Annotated in this window: 18 protein-coding genes; 7 read left to right on the top strand and 11 right to left on the bottom strand. The window is 55.9% G+C overall.

Features of this window, described 5'->3' with window-relative positions:
* Window positions 1-65: 65 nt before the first annotated feature.
* Window positions 66-1,610, bottom strand: coding sequence for a methyl-accepting chemotaxis protein (locus ACR8BN_RS09110; RefSeq protein WP_434747551.1), 1,545 nt, complete (start codon window positions 1,608-1,610; stop codon window positions 66-68).
* A 186-nt stretch (window positions 1,611-1,796) separates the two neighbouring features.
* Entirely contained in the window at window positions 1,797-3,383 is a 1,587-nt protein-coding gene (locus ACR8BN_RS09105) for a PTS transporter subunit EIIC (protein WP_064704263.1), read from the bottom strand.
* 261 nt (window positions 3,384-3,644) lie between these two features.
* Here ACR8BN_RS09105 and ACR8BN_RS09100 point away from each other — a divergent pair, with 261 nt between their 5' ends.
* The 5 genes from ACR8BN_RS09100 to pdeR all read left to right on the top strand — a co-directional run bounded on the left by ACR8BN_RS09100 (window position 3,645) and on the right by pdeR (window position 12,694).
* Window positions 3,645-5,948, top strand: a complete 2,304-nt coding sequence (locus ACR8BN_RS09100; protein WP_143990254.1) for an FdhF/YdeP family oxidoreductase — start codon at window positions 3,645-3,647, stop codon at window positions 5,946-5,948.
* Between the two features lie 112 nt (window positions 5,949-6,060).
* Complete coding sequence (locus tag ACR8BN_RS09095; RefSeq protein WP_434747550.1) at window positions 6,061-7,995, top strand: exoribonuclease II; 1,935 nt, start codon at window positions 6,061-6,063, stop codon at window positions 7,993-7,995.
* A 201-nt stretch (window positions 7,996-8,196) separates the two neighbouring features.
* On the top strand, window positions 8,197-10,266 hold the full coding sequence (locus tag ACR8BN_RS09090) for a carbon starvation CstA family protein (RefSeq protein ID WP_434747549.1): 2,070 nt from the start codon (window positions 8,197-8,199) through the stop codon (window positions 10,264-10,266).
* Window positions 10,259-10,549: a YbdD/YjiX family protein gene (locus ACR8BN_RS09085; RefSeq protein ID WP_425016629.1), complete on the top strand. Its 291-nt coding sequence runs from the start codon at window positions 10,259-10,261 to the stop codon at window positions 10,547-10,549. Before ACR8BN_RS09090 ends, ACR8BN_RS09085 begins: the two co-directional genes overlap by 8 nt.
* Before the next feature lie 159 nt (window positions 10,550-10,708).
* Complete coding sequence (gene pdeR, locus ACR8BN_RS09080; RefSeq protein ID WP_010244518.1) at window positions 10,709-12,694, top strand: cyclic di-GMP phosphodiesterase; 1,986 nt, start codon at window positions 10,709-10,711, stop codon at window positions 12,692-12,694.
* An 11-nt stretch (window positions 12,695-12,705) separates the two neighbouring features.
* Here the strand turns inward: pdeR and ACR8BN_RS09075 are convergent, their stop codons facing one another.
* The 3 genes from ACR8BN_RS09075 to araD all read right to left on the bottom strand — a co-directional run bounded on the left by ACR8BN_RS09075 (window position 12,706) and on the right by araD (window position 15,616).
* Window positions 12,706-13,572 (bottom strand): crotonase/enoyl-CoA hydratase family protein, encoded by an 867-nt coding sequence (locus tag ACR8BN_RS09075; RefSeq protein WP_003853843.1) that lies wholly within the window; start codon window positions 13,570-13,572, stop codon window positions 12,706-12,708.
* A gap of 144 nt (window positions 13,573-13,716) precedes the next feature.
* Window positions 13,717-14,700, bottom strand: a complete 984-nt coding sequence (gene kdgT / locus ACR8BN_RS09070) for a 2-keto-3-deoxygluconate transporter (protein WP_031591580.1) — start codon at window positions 14,698-14,700, stop codon at window positions 13,717-13,719.
* 217 nt (window positions 14,701-14,917) lie between these two features.
* A complete protein-coding gene (gene araD, locus ACR8BN_RS09065; protein ID WP_031591582.1) occupies window positions 14,918-15,616 on the bottom strand; it encodes an L-ribulose-5-phosphate 4-epimerase in 699 nt (232 codons plus the stop codon).
* Between the two features lie 347 nt (window positions 15,617-15,963).
* On the opposite strand from araD, the gene osmB reads away from it, so the two are divergent.
* Window positions 15,964-16,179: an osmotically-inducible lipoprotein OsmB gene (osmB, locus tag ACR8BN_RS09060; RefSeq protein WP_003853848.1), complete on the top strand. Its 216-nt coding sequence runs from the start codon at window positions 15,964-15,966 to the stop codon at window positions 16,177-16,179.
* Window positions 16,180-16,258: 79 nt separating this feature from the next.
* Here the strand turns inward: osmB and yciH are convergent, their stop codons facing one another.
* From yciH to pgpB, 5 genes are all read right to left on the bottom strand, one after another.
* Entirely contained in the window at window positions 16,259-16,582 is a 324-nt protein-coding gene (gene yciH, locus ACR8BN_RS09055) for a stress response translation initiation inhibitor YciH (protein WP_010244495.1), read from the bottom strand.
* On the bottom strand, window positions 16,582-17,301 hold the full coding sequence (pyrF, locus tag ACR8BN_RS09050; RefSeq protein WP_109650484.1) for an orotidine-5'-phosphate decarboxylase: 720 nt from the start codon (window positions 17,299-17,301) through the stop codon (window positions 16,582-16,584). Before pyrF ends, yciH begins: the two co-directional genes overlap by 1 nt.
* Before the next feature lie 198 nt (window positions 17,302-17,499).
* On the bottom strand, window positions 17,500-18,669 hold the full coding sequence (gene lapB, locus ACR8BN_RS09045; protein ID WP_031591586.1) for a lipopolysaccharide assembly protein LapB: 1,170 nt from the start codon (window positions 18,667-18,669) through the stop codon (window positions 17,500-17,502).
* A 6-nt stretch (window positions 18,670-18,675) separates the two neighbouring features.
* Window positions 18,676-18,984, bottom strand: coding sequence for a LapA family protein (locus ACR8BN_RS09040; protein ID WP_010244487.1), 309 nt, complete (start codon window positions 18,982-18,984; stop codon window positions 18,676-18,678).
* Window positions 18,985-19,118: 134 nt separating this feature from the next.
* Window positions 19,119-19,877: a phosphatidylglycerophosphatase B gene (gene pgpB, locus ACR8BN_RS09035; RefSeq protein ID WP_064704260.1), complete on the bottom strand. Its 759-nt coding sequence runs from the start codon at window positions 19,875-19,877 to the stop codon at window positions 19,119-19,121.
* Between the two features lie 227 nt (window positions 19,878-20,104).
* On the opposite strand from pgpB, the gene ribA reads away from it, so the two are divergent.
* Window positions 20,105-20,698 carry a GTP cyclohydrolase II gene (gene ribA / locus ACR8BN_RS09030; RefSeq protein WP_010244482.1) on the top strand — a complete coding sequence of 198 codons (594 nt, stop codon included), beginning with the start codon at window positions 20,105-20,107 and terminating at the stop codon, window positions 20,696-20,698.
* Window positions 20,699-21,039: 341 nt separating this feature from the next.
* On the opposite strand, the gene acnA is transcribed toward ribA, so the two are convergent.
* Window positions 21,040-23,718 carry an aconitate hydratase AcnA gene (acnA, locus tag ACR8BN_RS09025; protein ID WP_434747548.1) on the bottom strand — a complete coding sequence of 893 codons (2,679 nt, stop codon included), beginning with the start codon at window positions 23,716-23,718 and terminating at the stop codon, window positions 21,040-21,042.
* Window positions 23,719-24,187 lie beyond the last annotated feature (469 nt).

Genomic DNA, 24,187 nt, shown 5'->3' with positions numbered 1-24,187 from the left:
CGGGCATTACTCAGCATCGGGACTCAGGCCTCCGCGCTGGATAAACTCAGCGCGGAGAGCGCTGATTAACTGTTTGCCAGACGGAAGGTGGAGACCGACTGCGTCAGATACTGCACCTGCTCTTCCAGCGAGGCAGATGCCGCGGCAGACTCCTGCACCAGCGCCGAGTTCTGCTGTGTAACGCTGTCCATCTCGGTAACGGCCTGCTCAATCTGACCGATACCGCGACTCTGTTCATCAGAAGCGGTTGAGATGTGCTCCATCAGCAGATTCACGCGGCTGACTGAGGAGATAATGGCGCTCATCGCCTCACCGGTCCGGCTGACCTGATCGGAACCGGCGTGAATGATCGAAACAGATTCCGCAATCAGCCCCTCAATCTCTTTGGCTGCGGTAGCGCTGCGCTGGGCCAGATTACGGACTTCCCCTGCCACCACCGCAAAACCGCGACCCTGCTCACCCGCCCTGGCGGCTTCGACTGCCGCGTTCAGTGCCAGAATATTGGTCTGGAAGGCGATGCTGTCGATCACGGTGGTGATCTCCTCGATCTTCTTCGAGCTGGCATTAATCAGCGCCATCGATGTCACCACTTCCTGCGAGACTTTTTCGCCACTTTCCGCGTTTTTCACCGCTTCACTGGTCAGGCGGCAGGCTTCAAAGACGTTTTCGGTGTTCTGTTTCACCGTTGCGCCCAGCTGCTCCATGCTGGCAGCGGTTTCCGTCAGCGCGGCAGCCTGCTGTTCGGTACGCGAGGCGAGGTCGATGTTGCCCGCCGCAATCTCCTGAGAGGCGGTGGAGACTGAGCGGGTTGAATCGCGCACCTGGAGAATAATGGCGGTCAGCGCGCTGCGCATCTGCTCCAGCGAGCCCATCAGCAACTGAATCTCACTGCGCGAACCGGCTTTGACCGGCACCGTGGTATCCAGGACGCCCGCTGCAATCAGCTTGCAGTGTTCCTGCGCATCATTGATCGGCGAAAGCACATAGCGCTTCATGAAGATGTAAATGGCAACGATGATGGCGAAAAACAGCACGCCAAACAGCCCCAGCAGAGCAATGCCGGAGGTGAAGTGACTCTGTGCATCGCTGTTAAGCTTTTTGGCATAGGTTTCATGCTGAGCCAGCACCCGGTCCAGAATGATTTCATACTGACGATCAAGACGAACCACGGTGGCAATCTGATTTTTAAAGCGCACCTGATCGTGCGCTTCTGCCGCCTCAATCAACGGCTGTAAACCCTGCTGACGATAGGCCAGATAAGCCTGGCTATAGGCGTCGGCTTCCGCCTCTTCGCCCGGCAGACGCGGCGCGTTCATATAGGCCTGAAATGCAGCATCCGCTTTGCTGGCCACGGTCCGAACGCTGTCCAGCGTGGCGGGATTATTTGCGTCACTGCCCTCAATCTCCTTCATGTACTCCATCAGACGCACACGCAGCGTGCGGCTGTGGTTGATGGGGTCAATCACCGAGAGCACCACACGGATCTCTTTGTTAACCGCATTCAGCGAGTGATTGCTCTGGATCAGCAGCCAGGTACTGATTGCCACGCTGGTGAGAAACAGCGCCAGCAGAAAGGAGAAGATAATCAGGGAGGATTTTTTTAACGACATCGCGGTGTTCCGAAAAGTAAGAGGATTAGTCGCTATATCGGCAGAAAGGAACGGCCCATTAGGGCTGGGCTTTTTTTAGTTACAATAAGCGGGACGGCAGCGGGCGGAGCGCTCCGGGGTACAGGGGCTAACCGCCCACGGGCGTCGGGCGGTTAGCGTCATGACTAAGAGTGAAACAGGCTGCCGTTAAGCGACGCCCAGCGCCATTTTTACCTCGTTAGCGATCTTCTCGACCTGCGGGCCGTAGATCACCTGAATGTCGTGCTCGCTGACGCGATTGACCCCATTGGCACCGGTGCTCATCAGCGTCTGATCGACCACCTGATTCATCTCTTTGACCCGTACGCGCAGCCGGGTAAAGCAGCAATCGACATCCTCGATATTGGCCTGCCCGCCCAGCCCGCTGATAATGACCTGAGTCCGTTCATCCGCGGCGACCTGTTGCGGTTTCTCATCCTCCGATTCACGGCCCGGCGTTTCAACATTCATCCGGGTAATCACCAGCCGGAAAGCGTAGTAGTAGATCGGCGCATAGATCACGCCCAGTGCCAGCGTCCACCACCAGTGGGTTTTTGCCCCACCCAGCATGCCGAACACCACCAGGTCGATAACACCGCCCTGCACGTTGCCAATCATCAGATGCAGCATCGACATCAGCATAAACGACAGGCCGGTCAGGAAAGCGTGCAACAGGTAGAGCACCGGTGAGACAAAGATAAAGCAGAACTCCAGCGGTTCGGTGATGCCGGTGGTGAAGGAGGTCAGCGCCCCTGCCATGACCAGTGCTTTGACCCGCTGTTTATGCTCGGGTCGGGCGGTGTGATAGATCGCCAGCGCCGCGGCGGGCAGGCCGAACATCATCACCGGAATCTTACCCTGCGCCAGAAACTGCGTGGCCGTGCGCAGCGTCTCATCGGGGATCGATCCCGGATGAGTCAGCGACGCGTTGAAGATGTTCAGTGCGCCAACCACGGTCTGACCATCGACGACCGCCATGCCGCCAATAGGCGTGAAACGCACGGTTTCGTTAAGGATGTGATGCAGGCCGGTGGGGATCAGGATGCGCTCAAAGGCCCCCAGCAGAAAAGCGCCATACTGCCCGCTTTTGCCAATCATCTGTCCAATCCAGGCGATACCGTCGCCAATGGTCGGCCATATCAGCGCCAGCAATACTCCGATCAGTGGCAGACAGACCACGGTCACAATCGGCACAAAACGCCGTCCGCCAAAGAAGCTGATTGCGGTAGGCAGTTGCTGGGTATAAAAGCGATTGTGCAGCGCCACCGTTATCAGTCCGGCAATCACCCCGCCCAGTACGCTCATGTTGTAGGTAAAGACGCCCAGCATGTTGATATATTCCGCCGAGGTCATCATGGCGGTGGTCTGATCCATCCCCGCCTGCTGCAGGGCTGCTGGTGTGGTAGTGGCGGCGGTGATCCCTTTGGCCGCCAGCGTCGCGCTGATACCGACGTTCATCACGATATAGCCAATCACCGCGGCAAAGGCGGCGGTAGGTTTTTCCGCTTTCGCCAGTCCGATGGCACTCGCTACCGCAAAGAAGACCGGCAGATTAGCGAATAGCGCTCCGGCAACCTTGCGAATAAAGCCGATAATTAACTGCGGCACCTGCATCTGCGCAAAGGCATCGCCGGTGACCGCCGGGTTCTGCATGGCCGCCGCAAGCCCAAGGAAGATACCGGCGGCAGCGATGACCGAGATTGGCATCATCAACGCTTTGCCAAATGCATGAATCTGGCTGGTCAGCTGTTTCATGGAGTCGCGCCCTTTCTGATTGTGAACAGCAAGTATTAGCCTGTTGTCGGGAGAACTCCCGTTATCAGCAGGTTAAAGGCGGGTAAAATCTGACCAGCATCACATTTCTGGCTTATGCACGATAAACGCCAGCTATCGCACCATTAAGTCAATCAATTAGACAAGGTCTGAGGATAGCTGCAGACTTCCTTTCACCATCAGGCTATAACCTGATAACAAACACCAAACAATAATTCCTACTATAAAAAGCCTGCACTCAATATGAAATTTAAACGCCAAATCAAACCCTATCGCGCGGCAGCGGGCGGCTGGGGTTCACTGGAAGCCACCACGCGTTTCGTTCTTGACAGCAAAGCGGCCCTGAAAAATATGCGCAACCTGATGCGCATGAACAAAGCACGCGGTTTTGACTGTCCGGGCTGCGCCTGGGGTGATGACAATAAAAGTACCTTCAGCTTCTGCGAGAACGGCGCCAAAGCGGTGACCTGGGAAGCGACACGCCGGATGGTCGACACCGACTTTTTCGCCAAACACAGCGTGACCACGCTCTATACCCAGAGTGACTACTTCCTGGAGTATCAGGGACGTCTGACCCATCCGCTGCGCTACAACGCGGAAACCGACCACTACGAGCCCATCAGCTGGGAGGACGCGTTTGCGCTGATCGCGCAGCACATCAAGGCGATGGATCATCCGGATCAGATGGAGCTTTACACCTCCGGTCGCGCCAGCAATGAAGCCTCCTGGCTCTATCAGCTGTTTGGTCGCCTGATGGGGACCAATAACTTCCCTGACTGCTCCAATATGTGCCACGAAGCCAGCGGCACCGGCCTGAAGCGCAGCATTGGCGTCGGTAAAGGCACCATTCGTCTGGATGATTTCGACCACGCAGATGCCATTTTTGTCTTCGGTCAGAATCCCGGCACTAACCATCCGCGTATGCTGCACAGCCTGCGTCACGCTGCCGATCACGGTGCGAAAATCGTCACCTTTAATACCCTGCGTGAACGCGGTCTGGAACGTTTTGCCGATCCGCAGAAACCGCTGGAAGTGGTGACCTCGAAAGCGGGCAACATCAGCTCCTCCTATTACCAGCCGAACCTGGGCGGTGATATGGCGGCGGTGCGCGGCATGGTGAAATCCCTGCTGGAAACCCACCGCGCGCGTCTGGCGGCTGGCGAAAGCGGCCTGTTCGATCAGACCTTTATCAATGCTAAAACCAACGGCATTGAGGCGTATCTCGACGCCGTGGATAACACCAGCTGGATGCAGATTGTGGCGCAGTCGGGCCTGACGCAGGCGCAGATCCGTGAAGCCGCGGCGATCTACCAGAGCGCTGACCGGGTGATCTGTACCTGGGCGATGGGCATCACCCAGCACAAACACTCTGTCGACACGGTGCGCGAGATCACCAACCTGCAGCTGCTGTTTGGCCAGCTGGGCAAAAAAGGCGCAGGCCTCTGCCCGGTTCGCGGTCACAGTAATGTGCAGGGCAATCGCACCATGGGCATTGATGAGAAACCAGCGAAAGCCTTCCTGGATGCGCTGGGGAATCATTTCAATTTCGAGCCCCCGCGTGCGGCAGGCCACAACACCGTGGAAGCGCTGAACGCGATGCTGCGCGATGAAGTGAAAGTGCTGATTGCGCTGGGTGGCAACCTGGCAGCGGCCGCACCCGACTCACCACGCACCGAAGAGGCGATGTCACGCTGTGGTCTGACCGTGCATATCAGCACCAAACTGAACCGCAGCCATCTGGTGCCGGGTCACGAAGGGCTGATTCTGCCGACGCTGGGCCGCACCGAGCGCGATCTGCAGGCCACCGGCAATCAGTTTATTACCGTGGAAGACTCTTTCAGCATGGTGCACGCCTCTGAAGGGATCGGTATTCCGCTGGCGGAAACACAGCGTTCAGAGACCTGGATTGTTGCCGGTATCGCCGAGGCGGTGCTGGGTGATGAAAAAGTGAAATGGCGCGAGCTGGCGGGTGATTACAACCTGATCCGTGAGCACATCGCCGCGACGATTCCGGGCTTTGCCGACTTTAACGCCAAATGTGATATCCCGGGCGGTTTCTATCTGGGCAACGCAGCAGCCGAGTTGCGCTTCAATACGCCGAGCCAGAAAGCGGAGTTCAACGCCTCGGCGCTGCCGACCTCACTGTTCCCGAATCTTGATCAGGACGTGCCTTTTACCCTGCAGACGCTGCGTTCGCACGACCAGTACAACACCACCATTTACGGCCTTGATGACCGTTACCGTGGCGTTTTTGGTCAGCGTGAAGTGGTGTTCATCAACCCGGACGATATGGCAGACCTGGGCTTTACTGAAGGCCAGAATGTCGATATCGAAACGCTGTGGAATGATGGCATTACCCGTCGCGTCAGTGGATTCAAACTGGTTCCCTACAATATTCCGCGCGGTAACCTGGCGGCCTATTATCCGGAAACCAACCCGCTGGTGCCGCTGAACAGCTTTGGTGATGACAGTGGTACACCGACCTCAAAATCGGTGCCGGTGAAGCTGGAACTCTCTGAGGCACTGGCCGATCAGCGCATCGCCTGACAGCCCTTTCACTCCCCCCTAAAAAGCCGGCTCGTCCGGCTTTTTGCCTTGCCGCGCGACGTCGATTCGCGTAAAACTGTCAGCCGCAATCAGCCAACGAAACGTAAAAATTATGTTCCAGGATAACCCGCTGCTCGCGCAGCTGAAAGAGAAGCTCCATTCGCAAACGCCTCGTGCTGAAGGCGTCGTAAAAGGCACTGAAAAAGGCTTCGGCTTTCTGGAAGTCGATGCGCAAAAAAGTTACTTCATTCCGCCACCGCAGATGAAGAAAGTGATGCACGGCGATCGTATCACCGCCGTGATCCACAGCGATAAAGATCGCGAAAGCGCTGAGCCGGAAACCCTGGTTGAGCCGTTCCTGAGCCGCTTTGTTGGCCGGGTTCAGAAGAAAGACGATCGCCTGTCGATTGTGCCGGATCATCCCCTGCTAAAGGATGCGATCCAGTGTCGCCCTGCGCGCGATGTCAGCCATGAGTTTGAAAATGGTGACTGGGCCGTAGCGGAGATGCGTCGCCATCCGCTGAAAGGCGATCGCGGCTTTTATGCCGAACTTACCGATTTTATTGTCAAAGCTGATGACCATCTGGCGCCGTGGTGGGTGACGCTGTCGCGTCATAACCTTGAGCGTGAAGCGCCCGATGTCAGTTTTGGCGAGATGCTGGATGAAAATCTGACGCGTGAAGATCTGACCGTGCTGGATTTCGTTACCATCGACAGCGCCAGCACCCAGGATATGGATGATGCGCTCTTTGCGGAAGCCCTGGACGATGGCGCCCTGCGTCTGACTATCGCTATCGCCGACCCTACCGCCTATGTGCCGGAAGGCAGTCAACTCGATAAGCTGGCGGCGCAGCGTGCGTTTACCAACTACCTGCCGGGCTTTAACATCCCGATGCTGCCGCGCGAACTCTCTGATGATGTCTGTTCGCTGCGTCCGAATGTGCGCCGTCCGGCCCTGGCCTGCCGCGTGACCGTGGCAGCCGATGGCAGCTTAGGTGATGACGTTGAGTTCTTTGCCGCCTGGATCGAATCCAAAGCCAAGCTGGCATATGACGACGTCTCTGACTGGCTGGAAAACAGCGGCGCATGGCAGCCGGAAAGTGAGGCGATTGCTGAACAGATTCGCCTGCTGCATCGCCTCTGTCTGGCGCGCAGCGAATGGCGTCAGACCCACGCGCTGGTGTTTAAAGATCGCCCGGATTACCGCTTCCTGCTGGGTGAAAAAGGTGAAGTGCTGGAGATCGTGGCTGAACCGCGCCGCATCGCTAACCGCATTGTCGAAGAGTCTATGATCCTGGCCAACGTCTGCGCGGCGAAAGTGCTGCGTGACCGTCTCGGTTTTGGTATCTATAACGTCCATGCCGGTTTCGATGCCACCAATGCTGAACAGGCCGCCGCCGTGCTGGCCAACCATGGTATTACCGTGGATGCGCAGGCAATTACCACGCTGGAAGGCTTCCGGGTGCTGCGTCGTGAGCTTGATGCCCAGCCGACCCAGTTCCTCGACAGCCGGATCCGTCGCTTCCAGACCTTCGCTGAGATCAGCACCGAGCCTGGCCCGCACTTTGGCCTGGGACTTGAGGCTTACGCCACCTGGACCTCACCGATTCGTAAGTTCGGCGACATGATCAACCATCGTCTGCTGAAAGCGATTATTCGCGGTGAGCAGATCGCTCGTCCGGATGATGCGCTGACGGTGACAATGAGTGAACGCCGCCGCCTGAACCGCATGGCGGAACGCGATGTGGGCGACTGGCTCTACGCCCGTTATCTGGCGCCGTTTGCAGCCACCGACCGTCGCTTCAGCGCCGAGATTATCGATGTGTCCCGTGGTGGCATGCGTGTTCGCCTGCTGGAGTTTGGCGCGGTCGCCTTTATCCCGGCTCCGTTCATTCACGCGGTGCGTGATGAGCTGGTTTGCAGCCAGGAAAATGGCAGCGTACAGATCAAAGGCGAAGTGGTTTACCGTGTGACCGATGTGATTGATGTCACCATCGCCGAAGTCCGCATGGAAACCCGCAGCGTCGTGGCACGTCCTGCCGTCTGAGTAGTAATGTCCTGAGCAGTCAATCGGGCGGGATAACTCCGGTTATCCCGCCTGTTTCCGCCCCGCCCGCATTGCAAAAAAGTTAAATTTGTACCCCGCTTCACACTTCTCCACTGATTAACTTTCACTTACATTCCATTACATTAAGTTTGACTCGTTGTTTTCGATCGCTTTCCTCTCGGTCCTCACAAGGAGTTAGTCATGAAAAACGTCAAAACCAGTGCGATCTGGTTAGTGGTGGCGTTAATCGGCGCGGGCGCTTTCGCCATGCTGGCCCTCAGCCGCGGCGAACACGTCAACGCAGTCTGGCTGGTGATAGCCGCTGTCGCCTGTTACAGCATCGCTTATCGCTTCTACAGCCTGTTTATCGCCCGCAATATTTTCGAACTGGACGACCGCCGGATGACGCCTGCCGAGCGGCTGAGCGACGGGCTCGATTATGTCCCGACCAATAAATGGGTGCTGTTTGGCCATCACTTTGCGGCTATCGCTGGTGCCGGCCCGCTGGTGGGTCCGATTCTGGCGGCGCAGATGGGCTTTCTGCCGGGCACCATCTGGATCCTGGTCGGGGTGATGCTGGCGGGTGCAGTACAGGATTTCCTGATCCTGTTTATCTCGACCCGTCGTGATGGCCGTTCACTGGGCGAGATGGCGCGGCAGGAGCTGGGTGCGTTTGCCGGTGTGGTGACCATGCTCGGCGCGCTGGGCGTCATGATCATTATTCTGTCGGCGCTGGCGCTGGTAGTGGTCAAGGCGCTGGCGAACAGCCCGTGGGGACTCTTTACCATCGCGGCCACCATTCCGATTGCGCTGTTTATGGGCGTCTACATGCGCTTTATCCGGCCCGGTAAAATCGCCGAAGTTTCACTGATTGGCTTTGTGCTGATGATGGCGGCGATTATCTATGGCGGTGACGTAGCCCAGCATCCTTACTGGGGGCCCTTCTTTACCCTGAAAGGCACCTCACTGACCTGGGTGCTGGTGATCTACGGCTTTATTGCCTCCGTGCTGCCGGTCTGGCTGCTGCTGGCTCCGCGTGACTACCTTTCGACCTTTCTTAAAATCGGCGTGATTGTCGGGCTGGCGGTGGGGATTGTCTTTGCCATGCCAGAGATGAAAATGCCGGCGGTCACCAAATTTATCGACGGCACCGGCCCGGTCTTCTCCGGCGCGATGTTCCCGTTCCTGTTTATTACTATTGCCTGCGGTGCCATCTCTGGCTTCCATGCGCTGGTCTCCAGCGGCACCACGCCAAAACTGGTGGAGCGGGAAAGTCATATCCGCTTTATTGGCTATGGCGCGATGCTGATGGAATCCTTTGTGGCGATCATGGCGCTGATTTGTGCCTCGGTGCTCGATCCGGGCGTCTACTTTGCCATGAACTCCCCGGCTGCGCTGATTGGTACCACCGTTGAAAGCGCCTCTCAGGTGATCAACGGCTGGGGCTTTGTCGTCACGCCGGAAATGCTGAGCGGCATCGCCCGTGATGTGGGTGAAGGCTCGATCCTGTCCCGCGCAGGCGGCGCGCCAACCTTCGCGGTGGGGATGGCCCACATTATTACCGAGATCTTTAACAGTCGGGCGATTATGGCCTTCTGGTATCACTTCGCCATCCTGTTTGAAGCGCTGTTCATTCTGACGGCGGTCGATGCCGGTACCCGCGCCTGCCGTTTTATGGTGCAGGATCTGGTGGGCACCGTGGTGCCTTCTATGGCGAATAACCGCTCCTGGCTGGGCAATATGGCCGGCACGACCGTGGCGGTCGCAGGCTGGGGCTTCTTTGTCTATCAGGGCGTGGTCGATCCGCTGGGCGGCATTAACACCCTGTGGCCGCTGTTTGGTATCGGCAATCAGATGCTGGCGTCCATGGCGCTGATCCTCGGCACCGTGGTGCTGTTCAAAATGAAAAAGCAGCGTTACGCCTGGGTAACTATCCTGCCAACCGTCTGGCTGTTTATCACCTCGATGACTGCCGGCTGGCAGAAAATCTTCCATGAAAAACCGTCGATCGGCTTCCTGGCACAGGCGAATAAGTTCCGTAAAGGGCTGGATGAAGGGGTGATCATCGCCCCGGCAAAAAGCGTGGCGGATATGCAGACTATCGTCTTCAGCAATCAGATTAATGCGGCCCTGTGCGCCTTCTTTATGCTGGTGGCGGTCACGATGCTGATCTCTGCGTTCTTTGTCATTCGCCGGGCGCTGCGCAGCGATCTTCCTACTACGCATGAGTCCGTTGTGACGCTGCGCAACAAGGAGGTGCGTCATGTCTGATGCTATTCATCAGTCCCGGCGTCCTCAGGGAGAGTGGCAGATTATCCGCTGCCAGCGTGCCGCCGCCCCGCAGCCACAGGCATTCAGCTGGCGGGGATTCTGGCGCGGCCTGCAACAGTGCTTTCGCTTAATGGTCGGGGTGCAGGATTATCAAAAATATCTGCAGCATATGCGACTGCATCATCCCGATCAGTCGCCGATGAATGAGCGCGATTTCCACCGTTACTGTCTTGATGCCCGCTTCCCCAGCCAGGCAGGCAAACTGGGTAAATGTCCCTGCTGACCGCACTAAACAGCCCCGCACAGTCGGGGCTTTTTTGTGCCATTCTTATCTGGATGGGAAAATATATTCGGTTTGCATCTTGTGCTGGCGTCAGATGATGAATACTGTTGCTAAAATAATGAGATAACGCCTGCAGAGCACTTCCCGGAGGAAGTTTCCATGACCGATGAACAAGGGCAAACGTTGTTGTACACCCTTTTCGGTACAACCAGCCCTCATTGGCGTCTGACCGCGGACAGCGATGCGTTGCATTTTGCCGAAGATGAGTCGTCACAAACTAATATCGCCCTGCCGTTAACTCCCGGCCAGGCAGCCATGATACGCGCGATGCCGGTCATCACTTCAAGCATCAATCTGACTATGACGCTGCAGGGCATTGATGTTCCGATGCATTTTGTCGGACGCAAAGTGAACCAGGCGACATGGGCAGGAACCGCTTCTGCCTGGGGCGATACCTCAGCGGTCGCCCGCGACTTAACCCTGGGTCTTTCATTCGCCGAACAGGTGGTTTCTGAAGCCAACTCGGTGATAGTGATCCTCGATCAGCGCGGCAATATTCAGCGTTTTAACCGTCTTAGTGAAGAATATACCGGTCTGAATGAGCATGAGGTTATTGGCCGTAACGTCTTTCAGCTCTTTATGACTAAACAGGAGGCTTCTCAGTCACGACGCAACATTGCGGGCTTCTTCCGTGACGGCAACTCCTATGAGGTTGAGCGCTGGGTTAAAACCAAAAAAGGTCAGCGACTGTTTCTGTTTCGTAATAAGTTTGTTCACAGCGGCAGTGGCAAAAATGAAATTTTCCTCATCTGTTCTGGCACCGACATAACCGAGGAGCGACGCGCCCAGGAACGCCTCCGGGTGCTGGCAAACACCGATACGGTGACCGGTTTGCCTAATCGCAACGCAATTCATCAACAGATTAGCCTGGCGCTGGAGCGATCTGAGCGCGATGAGACCGGCGTGGTCTACCTCGATCTCGATAATTTCAAAAAAGTGAACGACGCCTACGGTCATATGTTCGGCGATCAGTTACTGCAGGCGGTCTCACTGGCGATTCTTAGCTGTCTGGGTAAAGACCAGACCCTGGGCCGGCTGGGTGGCGATGAGTTTGTGGTGCTGGCTGAGCATACCAGCCAGGCTGCGCTGGAGGCGATGTCCTCCCGCATTCTTGAGCGGCTGCGTCAGCCTTTCCGTATCGGACTGATCGAAGTGTACAGCGGCTGCTCTATCGGGATCGCTTTCGCGCCGCTGCACGGTGAAGATCGCGAGAGCCTTATTCGCAATGCTGACACCGCGATGTATCACGCCAAAGAGAATGGTCGCGGCAAGTTCTGCGTTTTTGCGGCAGAGATGAACCAGCGGGTCTTTGAATACCTGTGGCTGGACACCAATCTGCGTAAGGCGCTGGAGCTGGATCACCTGCTGGTGCATTACCAGCCGAAAATCGACAGTGATGGTGAAGTCCGCAGTGCCGAAGCGCTGGTACGCTGGAACTCACCCGAGCGCGGCCTGGTCTCCCCCGCTGATTTCATTCCCTATGCCGAAGAGTCGGGGCTGATTGTGCCGCTGGGACGCTGGGTCATGCTCAATGTGCTGAAACAGATTATCGTCTGGCGACAGCAGGGCATTTTTCTGCGCGTCGCCGTCAACGTGTCGGCACGTCAGCTGATTGATCAAAGCATCTATACTGACCTGAAACAGGCACTGCATGAGGCGAACATCACCGACTGTCCTATCGATATTGAGCTCACAGAAAGCTGCCTGATAGAGAATGAAGCTGAAGCCCTGCGGCTGATGAAGCAGTTTCAGGAGCTGGGCGCACAGGTTCATCTGGATGACTTCGGTACCGGTTACTCATCGCTTTCTCAGCTCGCACGTGTGCCGATCAATGCCATTAAGCTCGACCAAAGCTTTATCCGCGATATTAATAAACAGCCCGTCTCACAATCGCTGGTACGAGCTATCGTCGCCGTCGCCAAGGCGCTCGATTTGCAGGTGATTGCAGAGGGTATTGAAACCCCGGATGAAGAGAAGTTTGTCCTTAATAGTGGTGTCGATGGGCGTCAGGGCTACTACTACGCAAAACCAATGCCCGCGGAACAGTTTGGGCATTGGCTGGCTAAGCATCCTGCCCGCGTTTAACGCTAATTCAATTAACCCGCTTTACGCAGTGATGCGCTGTGGCGGTTTTGTAGCTGAACCAGGCGTTCCATGTAAGCAATGTCTTTAGGTTCGATGGTAAAGGCGTAATCGACCCAATCTTCGGTAATATCCATCAGCTCAGCGCGTGACAATTGCAGCACGCGCTGACGCGCTTTTAGCATAGCCCGCACGCCGTTGAGTTTAGGACGTAACGTATCGATAAAGGTGCGGGTGGCGCGGTAACTGTCGCCAGGCTGGAAGACTTTATCCACCAGTCCGCGCGTTTCATACCACTCAGCGCTGTGGGACTCCCCTTCACAAATTAACTCCTCTGCCAGTTTCATGCCGGAGCGACGCGCGACCAGTGAGTAGCCGCCCATGCCGGGAAAGAGGTTAAACGCAATTTCCGGAAAGCCCATCCGCGCGTTGTTCTGCGCCAGAATGAAGTGATGCGCCAGCGCCGCTTCGAATCCGCCGCCTAACGCACTGCCCTCAATCATCGCCAGCGTCACCGCGCCGGTATCAAACCCCCGTGCTGCCGAATGGATGCAGTCAACGCAGGCACGGGCATAGGCCCGCAGCGCCTCGCGGCGGTTGTTGCGAATGCACTCGACGAAGAAGCGCAGATCGCCACCGGCGTTGAACATCTGTGGCACCAGAGAGCCGGTAACCCAGAAGTCGATCGGCAGACCAGAACGCTGAGCGGCGTAGCTCAGATTCATGATCTCCTCAATCAGTTCATGGTTGAAGCTCGGACGGGGTTGTGCACGCAACATCATCCACATAGTACGACGCCCTTCTTCGTAATAGGCGACTAACTGCGTGGTGTTGCCGACTTCGGTAAATAATCTGCACGTTGCTTGGTTAATAACTGTCATTGTCTCATCCTCTGTTTATATTTGATGCGTTAAATACGCCACATCAGCGTAATGCAGAGTGAGGCCAGACCAAATGAGAGATTGATTTACAACACAAAATCCAGAGTGATCCCCGACTCGCGCGTCGGGGATTGATTAGGCGGGTTACTTAATAGCGGCACGCTGCTCCACGGCAACATGAAGACGCTTAACACGTTTTGAATAGATGGCCGTGATGATTGGCACCAGCACGGAGGTCACAATAACGGAGGTCGCCACCAGCGCCGTGGCAGCAGGGGCAATCGGTTTAAACTGCGGCAGCATTTCGGCAATCAGCACCGGTGTCGCCACCGCTGCACCTGCCGTACTGGATGCAGCCACGCCAGCCGTGCCATCTCCGCCACCAATCAGCCGATCGGTCAGAATGAGTGGGATACCGGTAATGATGATCACCGACACGCCCAGCATGATGCCCAGCAGTCCGGTTTCCGCAATGACCCCCAGGTTAATGGTGTTACCCAGAGCAAAGGCGAAGAAAGGAATCAGCGTATGGACCGCTTTTCCGAAGAAGTCGCGCAGCTCCGGATCAAGATTCCCTAATGCAAATCCCACAATAAATGGCAGGACCGCCCCCACAAACACGTGCGGCTCGAATGAGGCGATGCCGGCGGTGCCCAGGATAACCATGGTCATTAATGGCCCGGACTCCAGAGACATCAGCACAAACGCACCTGCCTCCTCTTTGGAACCATATTGCTGCATGATCGAGGCATAAAGGCCGCCATTGGTCATATCCATTGCAGCCACCAGCGCCAGCGTCGACAACCCGGCAAACATCCCTACTTCTACGCCATTCTCCGGCATCACCCGAGAGGCGATGGCAGCTACAACCCATGCGACGGCAATCTTGGTAAGCACCAGCGTGCCCGATTTTCGCAGTACCGTACCGGTGGCGCTGAGTTTAATCGACGCGCCCATACAGAAAAACCAGACGGCCAGAATGGGCACCGTGCCGGTCATCAGGCCATTGGTGAAAGAACCGAAATATTTCCCGGCGCCCGGAGAAAACGTATGACAGAGTGCGCCGATAAAGAGCGGAATGAGCATCATACCGCCCGGAATTTTGTCTATTGCACGTTTGATATGCATATGGATGTCACCTTTGCTATGCCAGAGAGTGGAGCAGGAAGTGCCCGAAGGCGATGCAAGCAAAGTAGTGACTTGAGGTAACCAAAACAGTGATCGCTTCGATAAAATGAAACGCTGTTTTATTTTTAATGAGGGGTTGTTTTGATAACTATGATGGAGATCGCCATACCAGTCTCAGATGAGACTAAAAAAACGGGACGCCGTGGCGTCCCGCTTGCTATTTTTGCCCATACCAGGCGTTCTCGCCATGCTTTCGCAGGTAGTGCAGATCAAGCAGCGTCTGGTTAATCGGCGGCAGATTAGCGGTCAGTTGCTGACTGAACAGGCCCATATATGCCACCTCCTCCAGCACAACCGCGCTGTGTACCGCTGCATGGGCGTCTTTCCCCCAGGCAAACGGGCCATGAGAGTTGACCAGTACCGCCGGAATCGCCGAAGGAGACAACCCGCGTTGCGCAAAAGTCTCGATAATCACCTCACCGGTGTTCCACTCGTAGTCGTGCTGAATCTCTTCATTGCGCATCGACCGGGTACAGGGGATCTCACCATAGAAGTCATCGGCGTGGGTGGTTCCCCAGGCAGGAATCGGTCGTCCTGCCTGGGCCCAGATGGTCGCATGCCGCGAATGGGTATGGACAATGCCACCCACCTCCGGCCAGGCGAGGTAAAGCGCGCGGTGCGTCGCGGTGTCCGATGAGGGGCGTTTATCCCCTTCCACCACGTCGCCACTCGCCAGATCGACCACAACCATGTCATCGCGCGTCATCACTTCATAGCGCACGCCGGAAGGTTTAATCACCAGCAAACCCTGTTCGCGATCAACAGCGCTGACATTGCCCCAGGTGAAGGTCACCAGGTTGTATTTGGGTAGATCCAGATTCGCTTCCAGAACCTGTTGTTTCAGGTGTTCCAGCATCTATTTTCTCCTGCTGACAATCGTCCCTGAATTTTGCGGAGTCGGACGCGAAAGAGTTATGGAGCAAATGGCTATAAACGCAGAAGGAATGGCTGTGAATGCAAAAATGTGTCGTGATTTCAGAATTTTCTATCTTCGGAATTTAACCAGAACGCTTAGAATCCTCTCAGGCAATGCGTGGCCCTGTCGGGTTTGCATTGTGACTCTCCCGCTACAAACGGTTTGTCCATGGTGATCACATTTCCATGCCGACACGGATGCGGCAATGATGCGACACAAGCGGGCTGAGGAAATATCGGAGCTATACTAAGAGTGTTGCCTCTGTGAGCACATCAAAGGAGAAGTGTATGACAACAACAATGAAACGAATCACTGCCGTTGTACTGGCGACCACGTTAGCTGTTGCACTGAGCGGCTGTTCTAACTGGTCTAAACGTGACCGCAACACCGCTATTGGCGCGGGCGCGGGTGCGATTGGGGGTTCAGTATTGACCAATGGTAGCGCACTCGGCACAGTCGGTGGCGCCGCTGTCGGTGGTATTATCGGTCATCAGGTCCACTAAAGACCTTATTAAAAGAATAATCGGCTACGCTAAGCATCTACACGACAATCGGGCTACTTCGGTAGCCCGATTTTTTTATTCAGCCGCCCGCCAGTTTGACCTTCATGCCTTTGGCTTCCAGCAGGCTTTTCAGTAAATCGCGCTTATCCCCCTGAATCTCGATAACACCCTCTTTCACCGAACCCCCGCAGCCGCACTTCTTTTTGAGTTCGGCCGCCAGCAGGGTCAATGCCGCGTCGTCCAGGTCGATACCGGTAATCAGACAGACGCCTTTTCCCTTGCGGCCACTGGTCTGGCGCTGGATACGCACAATACCATCCCCTTTTGGCCGCTCCTTCGCTGGCTCCGGCTGGGTAATGCGTCCGCTGTCGGTTGAGTAAACCAGTGGATTATCCTTCGCCATTATTGTGTCTCCAGACTGTGCAGGATCGCCTGCAGAGTGGCGGCGGGATCGGCGGATTGGGTGATCGGACGCCCGATAACCATATAGTCCACGCCCGCCTGCTTCGCCTGCTCAGGTGTCATGATGCGACGCTGATCGCCTGCATCACTGCCTGCCGGGCGAATCCCCGGCGTGACCAGTGCAAAGTCCTGACCTAAAACCTGTTTGAAGCGGACAGCCTCATGGGCGGAACAGACCACACCATCCAGCCCGCACGACAGGGTCAGCTTCGCCAGTCGCTCTGCCTGTTCGGCAGGCGAAAGCGTAATGCCCAGCCCTTTGAGATCCTCTGCATCCATACTGGTCAGTACAGTCACCGCAATAAGCAGGGGCGCATCCTTACCAAAGGGAAGCAGCGCCTCACGCGCCGCGTTCATCATCCGTGCCCCGCCACTGGCATGGACGTTGACCATCCAGACCCCGAGATCGGCAGCGGCCGCCACGGCATGAGCGGTGGTGTTGGGAATATCGTGGAATTTAAGATCGAGGAAGATTTCAAAGCCGCGCTGCTGCAGAGTATTAACCAGCGAGGGGCCAAATAGCGTAAACATCTCTTTGCCCACTTTAAGGCGGCAACTGCGGGGATCGATCTGGTCGACGAAACGCAGTGCGCTGTCGAGGTCATGGTAATCCAGCGCTACCAGAATCGGCGAAGCGGTCACGTTGTGGGGTGAAGGCATGGCATTTCCTCTGCAACAGGCGCCCGCAGGCGCAATAGACAAACGGCAAGCATTCTACCTGCGGTGTCTGACCATCACAATCGCCATTGCCCTTCTGCCTGGCAAATTATGCACTGTTGCTGAGGTCTGTAAGCTAACCCGCCCCTTAGTATGTTGTAACTATAATAAGCTAGTAACAGCGCGTCTGTAACGGCCGGTTTACTGGCCGTCGAGGCCGCGGATAGGCTTAACCGAAGACCAGGTGCGGCAGGATGGGCAGTGCCAGTAGAGTGCGTGGGCGGTAAAGCCACACTTCTGGCAGCGATAGCGCGGCTTGGTGCGGATTTGTTCGCCAACCATGTCGCGCAACACCATCAGGCTCTCTTTCGCGCGGCCATCTTCCGCCTCATGCAGATTCAAATCCATCAGGCGGTGGAACACACGCATGGTAGGATGACGCTGCAGCTGACGGCTGATGTAATTCTGGGCCGCTTCGGGTCCCTGTTGCTGCTCAAGGATGTCAGACAGATAGAGCTCCGCAGCCGCGCCGGTGTTCTCTTCAACACAGCGATGAAGAAACTCTGACCAGGCGTCTGGCTGATTGAGCTGCTGGAAACAGGTCTCCAGCATTCCCAGCGTTTCACTCACCAGCTCTTTATCCTGATCCAGCACCCGCTGCAGATGGCCCACCGCTTTGGCGTAATCCCCTTTTTCCATCAGGATACGGCCCATCATGATCGAGATACGTGCGCTGTTGCGATCGGCCGACTCCCCTTTCTTCAGCAGGTTCATGGCACGATCGAGATCGTCGCTGCTCATCGCCTGCAGAGCCAGCTCGCAGTAGAAGTGGGCTATTTCGCCTTTCTGCTTCTCTTTGCCAAGCTTAACCAGCCGCTCTGCGACCTCAATCGCCTGCTGCCAGTCGCTGGTTGCCTGGTGGATCAGCAGCAGTTGCTGCAGCGCACCCACCCGAAAGTCAGTTTCATCGGTGAGCTGCTTAAACATATCTTCCGCGCGGTCATATAAGCCCGCCGCCATATAGTCGCGGCCCAGTTGCTGTACGGCGAGCAGTCGCTGCTCATAGCTCAGGGAAGCGCTTTCCATTAAAGCCTGATGGATGCGGATAGCGCGGTCGACTTCCCCGCGCGAACGGAACAGATTGCCCAGCGTCAGGTGCGCTTCAACCGTGCCGCTGTCCTCTTTCAGCATATCAAGGAAGAGGTCGACCGCTTTGTCCTGCTGATTGGAGAGCAGGAAGTTTACGCCAGCGACATATTCACGTGACAGTCGGTTGGCTTCCTGTTGCTTATCCTGATGCGCGCTGCGACGGCCCATATACCAGCCGTACGCTGCCGCCACCGGCAGTAACAGAAACAGCAATTCATGCATCAGGGATTATTCCCGGCCAGCCGGAGAAGATGGCGTAGTCGCCAGGGCGGTACTCTGCTCGATTTGGGTCTGCATACGCTTAATTTTCCGGTTGGCATTCGCCAGGGAGACGCGGGTCCGTAACCAGAACAAACCGCAGATAATCCAGCCAAGCACGAAACCTGCGCCAAACAGGGATGCCAGTAAGGTCGAGATGCTGAACTCACCCTGCGCCAGCAGATAGTTAAAAGTAATGACCTGATCGTTATGCGCACCCAGGGTGACGGAAATAATGAAAATGACCAGTACCACTAAAAAAATCAGCAAATATTTCACAGTGCATCCTGTTGTGAGGTTGTCGGGTAGAATTATGCCAAAACTCCAGCAAAAATGCTGCTCCCAGCAGCATCGGGCGAGTCGCTTTTACGCAGACCCGTCTAATAATATGGGGTCTTACGGGTGAATTACAATCAGGGCTCCCGCTGTGCCATCTCTTTTTGCTCTTCCGGCGGCAGCGTCAGCGGGCCACAGAATCGCTGCGCCAGCCAGGTGGCAATGGTGACCAGTAGCCAGGAGAGTATGGTTGCCATCGCCAGATCCCGTGGCCAGTGCATACCCAGCAGCAGACGACTCGCCATCACGCCGGCGGCCCACAGAAAGATCACTACCACGGTTTTATAGTGCCGACGCGGCCAGAGCAGACCCAATGCCAGCAGCGCCCAGCTGGCGGCAAACATAGTATGTCCCGATGGGAAAGCGAAACCGGTTTCAAACGCCCAGTGCCGTTTCAGCCAGCCTGGGATCTGCGTCTCATCGGCAATCAGTGAGGTTACCATCTCGCCACGCTGTTTGCGCTTCAGCTCGTAGAAGGTCTTTTCATCCAGCCCGTGATGCTGTTCCAGCCAGATCACATAGGGACGCGGCTCCTGAATCTGCTCTTTGATATAGGATTTAGTGTATTGCCCGGCCAGAATGGTGGCGTTCATGATCAGCAGCAGCAGGATGGCTGGCTTCAGCCGAAAGCGCAGGCACCAGAGCATCCAGGCACTCAGCACGACGCTGGTAACAATGCCCCAGGGGTTGGTGACGGTCTCGGTCATCCAGAAGAGACCTTTCAGCAGCGCATTGCTTTCATCTGGTTGCCAGCGCCAGCCGCTCAGCCAGACCGCAACCGGCATAATCAGCAGCAGCAGCATTCCAAAGGTGGTACGACGTGAAATCTTAAACATCCTCTTCCCTTATCCCGGCGTCAAAAGAGAGCAATTGCATAACTTTAGCTTAAAAAAGAATAACATAACCGTTGCCGATTGGATAATTGTGCTTTATCACTGCAATTGGTATCAGAGATTACCAGCCCGCTAGCGGGTTGTGGCACAATATTGCACGTTTGTCGGGCCACACTGGCCTGTGCACTATCATGATGATAGTGCATCCTCTGAAGGTTCTGGAGAGTCACATGCAGCTTAAACGGGTGGCAGAAGCCAAACTGCCCACGCCATGGGGAGATTTCCTGATGGTTGGTTTTGAAGAACTGGCAACCGGACATGACCACGTTGCACTGGTTTTTGGCGATATTAATGATAATGAGCCGGTACTGGCGCGCGTTCACTCTGAATGCCTGACCGGCGATGCACTCTTCAGCCTGCGTTGCGACTGTGGTTTTCAGCTGGAAGCCGCCCTCAATGCCATCGCAGAAGAGGGTCGCGGCGCTCTGCTCTATCACCGTCAGGAAGGCCGTAACATCGGTCTGCTGAACAAAATCCGTGCCTATGCGTTGCAGGACAAAGGGTACGACACGGTAGAAGCGAACCATCAGCTGGGCTTTGCCGCCGATGAGCGCGACTTCACGCTGTGCGCCGATATGTTCAAACTGCTGGGCGTTAATGAAGTGCGACTGCTGACCAATAACCCGCGTAAAGTGGAGATCCTCAGCGAAGCCGGGATCAACATTGTTGAACGCGTGCCGCTGGTCGTGGGACGTAATCCGAAGAATGCGCACTATCTGGATACGAAAGCGGAAAAGATGGGGCATCTGCTGCCGAAGTCATAATTAAGCTGGGACTCACTGGCATCTGCCCCCTGAAGAAGCCAAATCTGAGAGAATCCTGAAGCAACGGATTAGCTCAACGCGCAGGATGCACAGTCAGAAGAGGAAAGCGTCCCGCCGCCCGGATAAAAACGCCGGGAGCGTTTTTGAACAACGCAAAGCGTTGGCCCGGTACGGGCGCACCTCCGGGATGAGGTGCGTAATTGCGCGGGCCGGGCATGTCATGGATGACGGCTTTTGCGTCTTTCCGATCTGACCGTGTTCCTGTGCAGCCACGGTCTCACAGCTTCTTATTACAGACTTTGTAAGCTACATAAAAAAGCCGGGTCTCCCCGGCTTTTTTTTCAGTCCAGCATATTGCGGATAACGTAGTGCAGGATGCCGTCATTGCGATAATAGGTCAGCTCATTACCGGTATCGATGCGACAGCGAGTGTCCAGCTCTTCCTTACTGCCGTCAGCTCGGGTCAGCGTCACTTTAACGCTGCAGCCTGGCGTCAGTGCCTGAAGATTTTCCACGTCAATGCGCTCCTCACCGGTCAGCCCAAGGCTTTTGCGAGTCACGCCCTGCGGAAACTCCAGTGGCAGGATGCCCATCCCAATCAGGTTTGAGCGGTGAATACGCTCAAAAGATTCCGCAATCACTACCCTGACCCCCTGCAGACGTGGTCCTTTCGCCGCCCAGTCGCGGCTTGAACCAGAGCCATACTCAAGACCCGCGATGACCGCCAGCGGCACGCCTTCCGCCTGATATTTCATTGCCGCATCATAGATGGCCAGCTGTTCGCCACTTGGGTAATGTCGGGTATAACCACCCTCCACGCCGGGCACCATTTCATTGCGGATACGGATGTTGGCGAACGTGCCGCGCATCATCACTTCATGGTTACCGCGACGCGAACCATAGGAGTTAAAGTCTGTACGCTCCACGCCGTGTGACAGCAGATACCGGCCAGCCGGACTTTCCGCTTTGATGCTGCCCGCCGGTGAAATATGGTCAGTGGTAACCGAGTCGCCCAGCATGGCCAGCACCCGCGCACCGCGAATATCCTGCACCGGCTTAGGCTCTTTCTCCATATCGTCAAAGAAAGGCGACAGACGAATATAAGTCGATCCCTCATCCCAGTCGTAAGTCGCCGCTTCACTGACCTTAATCTCCTGCCACTCTGGCGTACCGTCGAAGACTTCAGCGTACTCTTTATGGAACATGTCGCTGGTGACCTGCTGCACGGCCGTCGCGATCTCTTCCGGCGAAGGCCAGATATCTTTCAGGTAGACCGGCTGGCCCTGACGATCGTGGCCCAGCGGCTCGGTCTGCAGGTTGATCTTCATGTTACCCGCCAGCGCGTAGGCCACCACCAGCGGCGGCGACGCCAGCCAGTTGGTTTTAATCAGCGGATGAATACGGCCTTCAAAGTTGCGGTTGCCGGACAGCACAGCACCTACTGTAAGGTCGCCTGCTTTAATTGCAGACTCGATCTCATCTTTCAGCGGGCCGGAGTTACCGATACAGGTGGTGCAGCCATAACCAACCAGATTAAAGCCCAGCTCGTCGAGATAGGAGGTCAGTTGCGCGACGGCCAGGTAGTCTGAGACAACTTTAGAACCGGGTGCCAGTGAGGCTTTGACCCAGGGCTGACGTTTCAGACCCCGCTCGACCGCTTTCTTCGCCAGTAAACCGGCCGCCATTAAGACGCTGGGGTTGGAGGTGTTAGTACAGGAGGTAATCGCACTGATCACCACCGCCCCATCGGTCAGCTTATGCGTCAGCCCGGTATCACTGTCGGTATACTCAACATTTTTATGGGGTTTCTGCGCCTGATTCACTTCCAGCTCGTTGCTGGCATCAAACGCGGCGGGCACATCGCCCAGTGACACCCGATCCTGCGGACGTTTTGGTCCTGCGAGACTCGATTCCACCTCGTTCATATCCAGCGCCAGAGTGCTGGTAAAACGCGGCTCATCGCCAGGATTGCGCCACAGCCCCTGCGCTTTGGCATAGGCTTCCACTAATGCTACCTGTTCGGCATCACGTCCGGTCAGGGTCATGTAGCTCAGCGTGACGTCATCAACCGGGAAGAATCCGCAGGTCGCGCCATATTCCGGTGCCATGTTGGCGATGGTCGCGCGGTCTGCCAGCGGCAGATCGGCCAGGCCATCACCGTAAAATTCAACGAATTTACCGACAACGCCGTGCTTACGCAGCATCTGGGTAACAGTCAACACGAGGTCGGTTGCCGTAATGCCCGCCCGCAGTTTGCCGGTGAGTTTGAAACCCACCACATCCGGGATAAGCATTGAGACAGGCTGACCGAGCATAGCGGCTTCGGCTTCGATTCCCCCTACTCCCCATCCCAGCACGCCAAGCGCGTTGATCATGGTGGTGTGAGAGTCCGTACCGACCAGGGTATCGGGCCAGGCATACTCTTCACCCACGGTTTCATGCCAGATCGCCTTGCCGAGATATTCCAGGTTCACCTGATGGCAAATACCGGTGCCAGGCGGCACCACGCGGAATTTATCAAACGCCTTCTGGCCCCAGCGGAGAAAGACGTAGCGCTCATGGTTTCGCTCCATCTCCAGCCGGACGTTCTCTTCAAAGGCGTCATCATCGCCAAAATGGTCAACCGTGACCGAGTGGTCGATGACCAGATCAACCGGGGACAGCGGATTAACTTTCGCCACATCGCCGCCTAGCCGATTCACTGCTTCTCGCATCGCAGCAAGGTCAACTACCGCAGGCACGCCAGTAAAGTCCTGCATTAATACACGGGCTGGCCGGTAGGCAATTTCACGATCGGCGTGGGCATCTTTTTGCCAGTCAACCAGCGCCTGGATGTCCTCCGTCGTAACAGAGTCACCATCCTGATAGCGCAGTAAATTTTCCAGCAGGACTTTAAGGGATTTTGGCAGGCGATCGATATTGCCAAGGTGTTGAGCAGCATGGGGAAGACTGAAGATGTGATATTTTTTGGTGTCGACCTGCAGTACTTCCTGACTCTGCTCGCGTAGGGTAGACGACATAGCTCCTCCTTTCATTCATGGTCTTTAAACCTTAGAGAGACAAAGGTTTATGTTAAAGATAGACCACAAATTCGTTAACGTTTTGATTACAACACAAATTGCTACAATCGCTCGCAAACGAAAATGCCCCGTGAAGTCACGAGGCATCATAAAAAGGTGTTTTAATTCAAATTACAGGGTTATCCACACCGCCGCAGACCAGAACGCAAAGGAGAATGCATACGCGCTGAGCCAGGACATTTTAATGATATTCATTTGGTTCACTCCTTCGCCGGAATCGGGCGTAAAAGTTTTTGCGGTCACCTTATAGAGGCGACACCCTTTGGTCGTACAGGATGTGGTGAAGGGCATTTAAACGCCCACCGGAAAATCCGGCTATTAAAGAACAGTGACTATTAAATGGTCTGACAACGTTATTTGTTTTTAGGGTCCAGAAATGACTCAATAAAAAGTCGCTGGTTATCACTCA

This window comes from Pantoea sp. Lu_F5_004 (assembly GCF_051136245.1).
In the GTDB taxonomy this organism is placed as follows: Bacteria; Pseudomonadota; Gammaproteobacteria; order Enterobacterales; family Enterobacteriaceae; genus Pantoea; species Pantoea agglomerans.
The sequence above is the reverse complement of the archived record's forward strand: the minus strand, read 5'-3'. Positions and strand labels throughout refer to the sequence as shown.

Bases quoted from the DNA above. Each gene is read 5' to 3' on its own strand.
- ACR8BN_RS09110 (WP_434747551.1), bottom strand. From the start codon at position 1,610: ATGTCGTTAAAAAAATCCTCCCTGATTATCTTCTCCTTTCTGCTGGCG.
- ACR8BN_RS09105 (WP_064704263.1), bottom strand. From the start codon at position 3,383: ATGAAACAGCTGACCAGCCAGATTCATGCATTTGGCAAAGCGTTGATG.
- ACR8BN_RS09100 (WP_143990254.1), top strand. From the start codon at position 3,645: ATGAAATTTAAACGCCAAATCAAACCCTATCGCGCGGCAGCGGGCGGC.
- ACR8BN_RS09095 (WP_434747550.1), top strand. From the start codon at position 6,061: ATGTTCCAGGATAACCCGCTGCTCGCGCAGCTGAAAGAGAAGCTCCAT.
- ACR8BN_RS09090 (WP_434747549.1), top strand. From the start codon at position 8,197: ATGAAAAACGTCAAAACCAGTGCGATCTGGTTAGTGGTGGCGTTAATC.
- ACR8BN_RS09085 (WP_425016629.1), top strand. From the start codon at position 10,259: ATGTCTGATGCTATTCATCAGTCCCGGCGTCCTCAGGGAGAGTGGCAG.
- pdeR (WP_010244518.1), top strand. From the start codon at position 10,709: ATGACCGATGAACAAGGGCAAACGTTGTTGTACACCCTTTTCGGTACA.
- ACR8BN_RS09075 (WP_003853843.1), bottom strand. From the start codon at position 13,572: ATGACAGTTATTAACCAAGCAACGTGCAGATTATTTACCGAAGTCGGC.
- kdgT (WP_031591580.1), bottom strand. From the start codon at position 14,700: ATGCATATCAAACGTGCAATAGACAAAATTCCGGGCGGTATGATGCTC.
- araD (WP_031591582.1), bottom strand. From the start codon at position 15,616: ATGCTGGAACACCTGAAACAACAGGTTCTGGAAGCGAATCTGGATCTA.
- osmB (WP_003853848.1), top strand. From the start codon at position 15,964: ATGACAACAACAATGAAACGAATCACTGCCGTTGTACTGGCGACCACG.
- yciH (WP_010244495.1), bottom strand. From the start codon at position 16,582: ATGGCGAAGGATAATCCACTGGTTTACTCAACCGACAGCGGACGCATT.
- pyrF (WP_109650484.1), bottom strand. From the start codon at position 17,301: ATGCCTTCACCCCACAACGTGACCGCTTCGCCGATTCTGGTAGCGCTG.
- lapB (WP_031591586.1), bottom strand. From the start codon at position 18,669: ATGCATGAATTGCTGTTTCTGTTACTGCCGGTGGCGGCAGCGTACGGC.
- pgpB (WP_064704260.1), bottom strand. From the start codon at position 19,877: ATGTTTAAGATTTCACGTCGTACCACCTTTGGAATGCTGCTGCTGCTG.
- ribA (WP_010244482.1), top strand. From the start codon at position 20,105: ATGCAGCTTAAACGGGTGGCAGAAGCCAAACTGCCCACGCCATGGGGA.
- acnA (WP_434747548.1), bottom strand. From the start codon at position 23,718: ATGTCGTCTACCCTACGCGAGCAGAGTCAGGAAGTACTGCAGGTCGAC.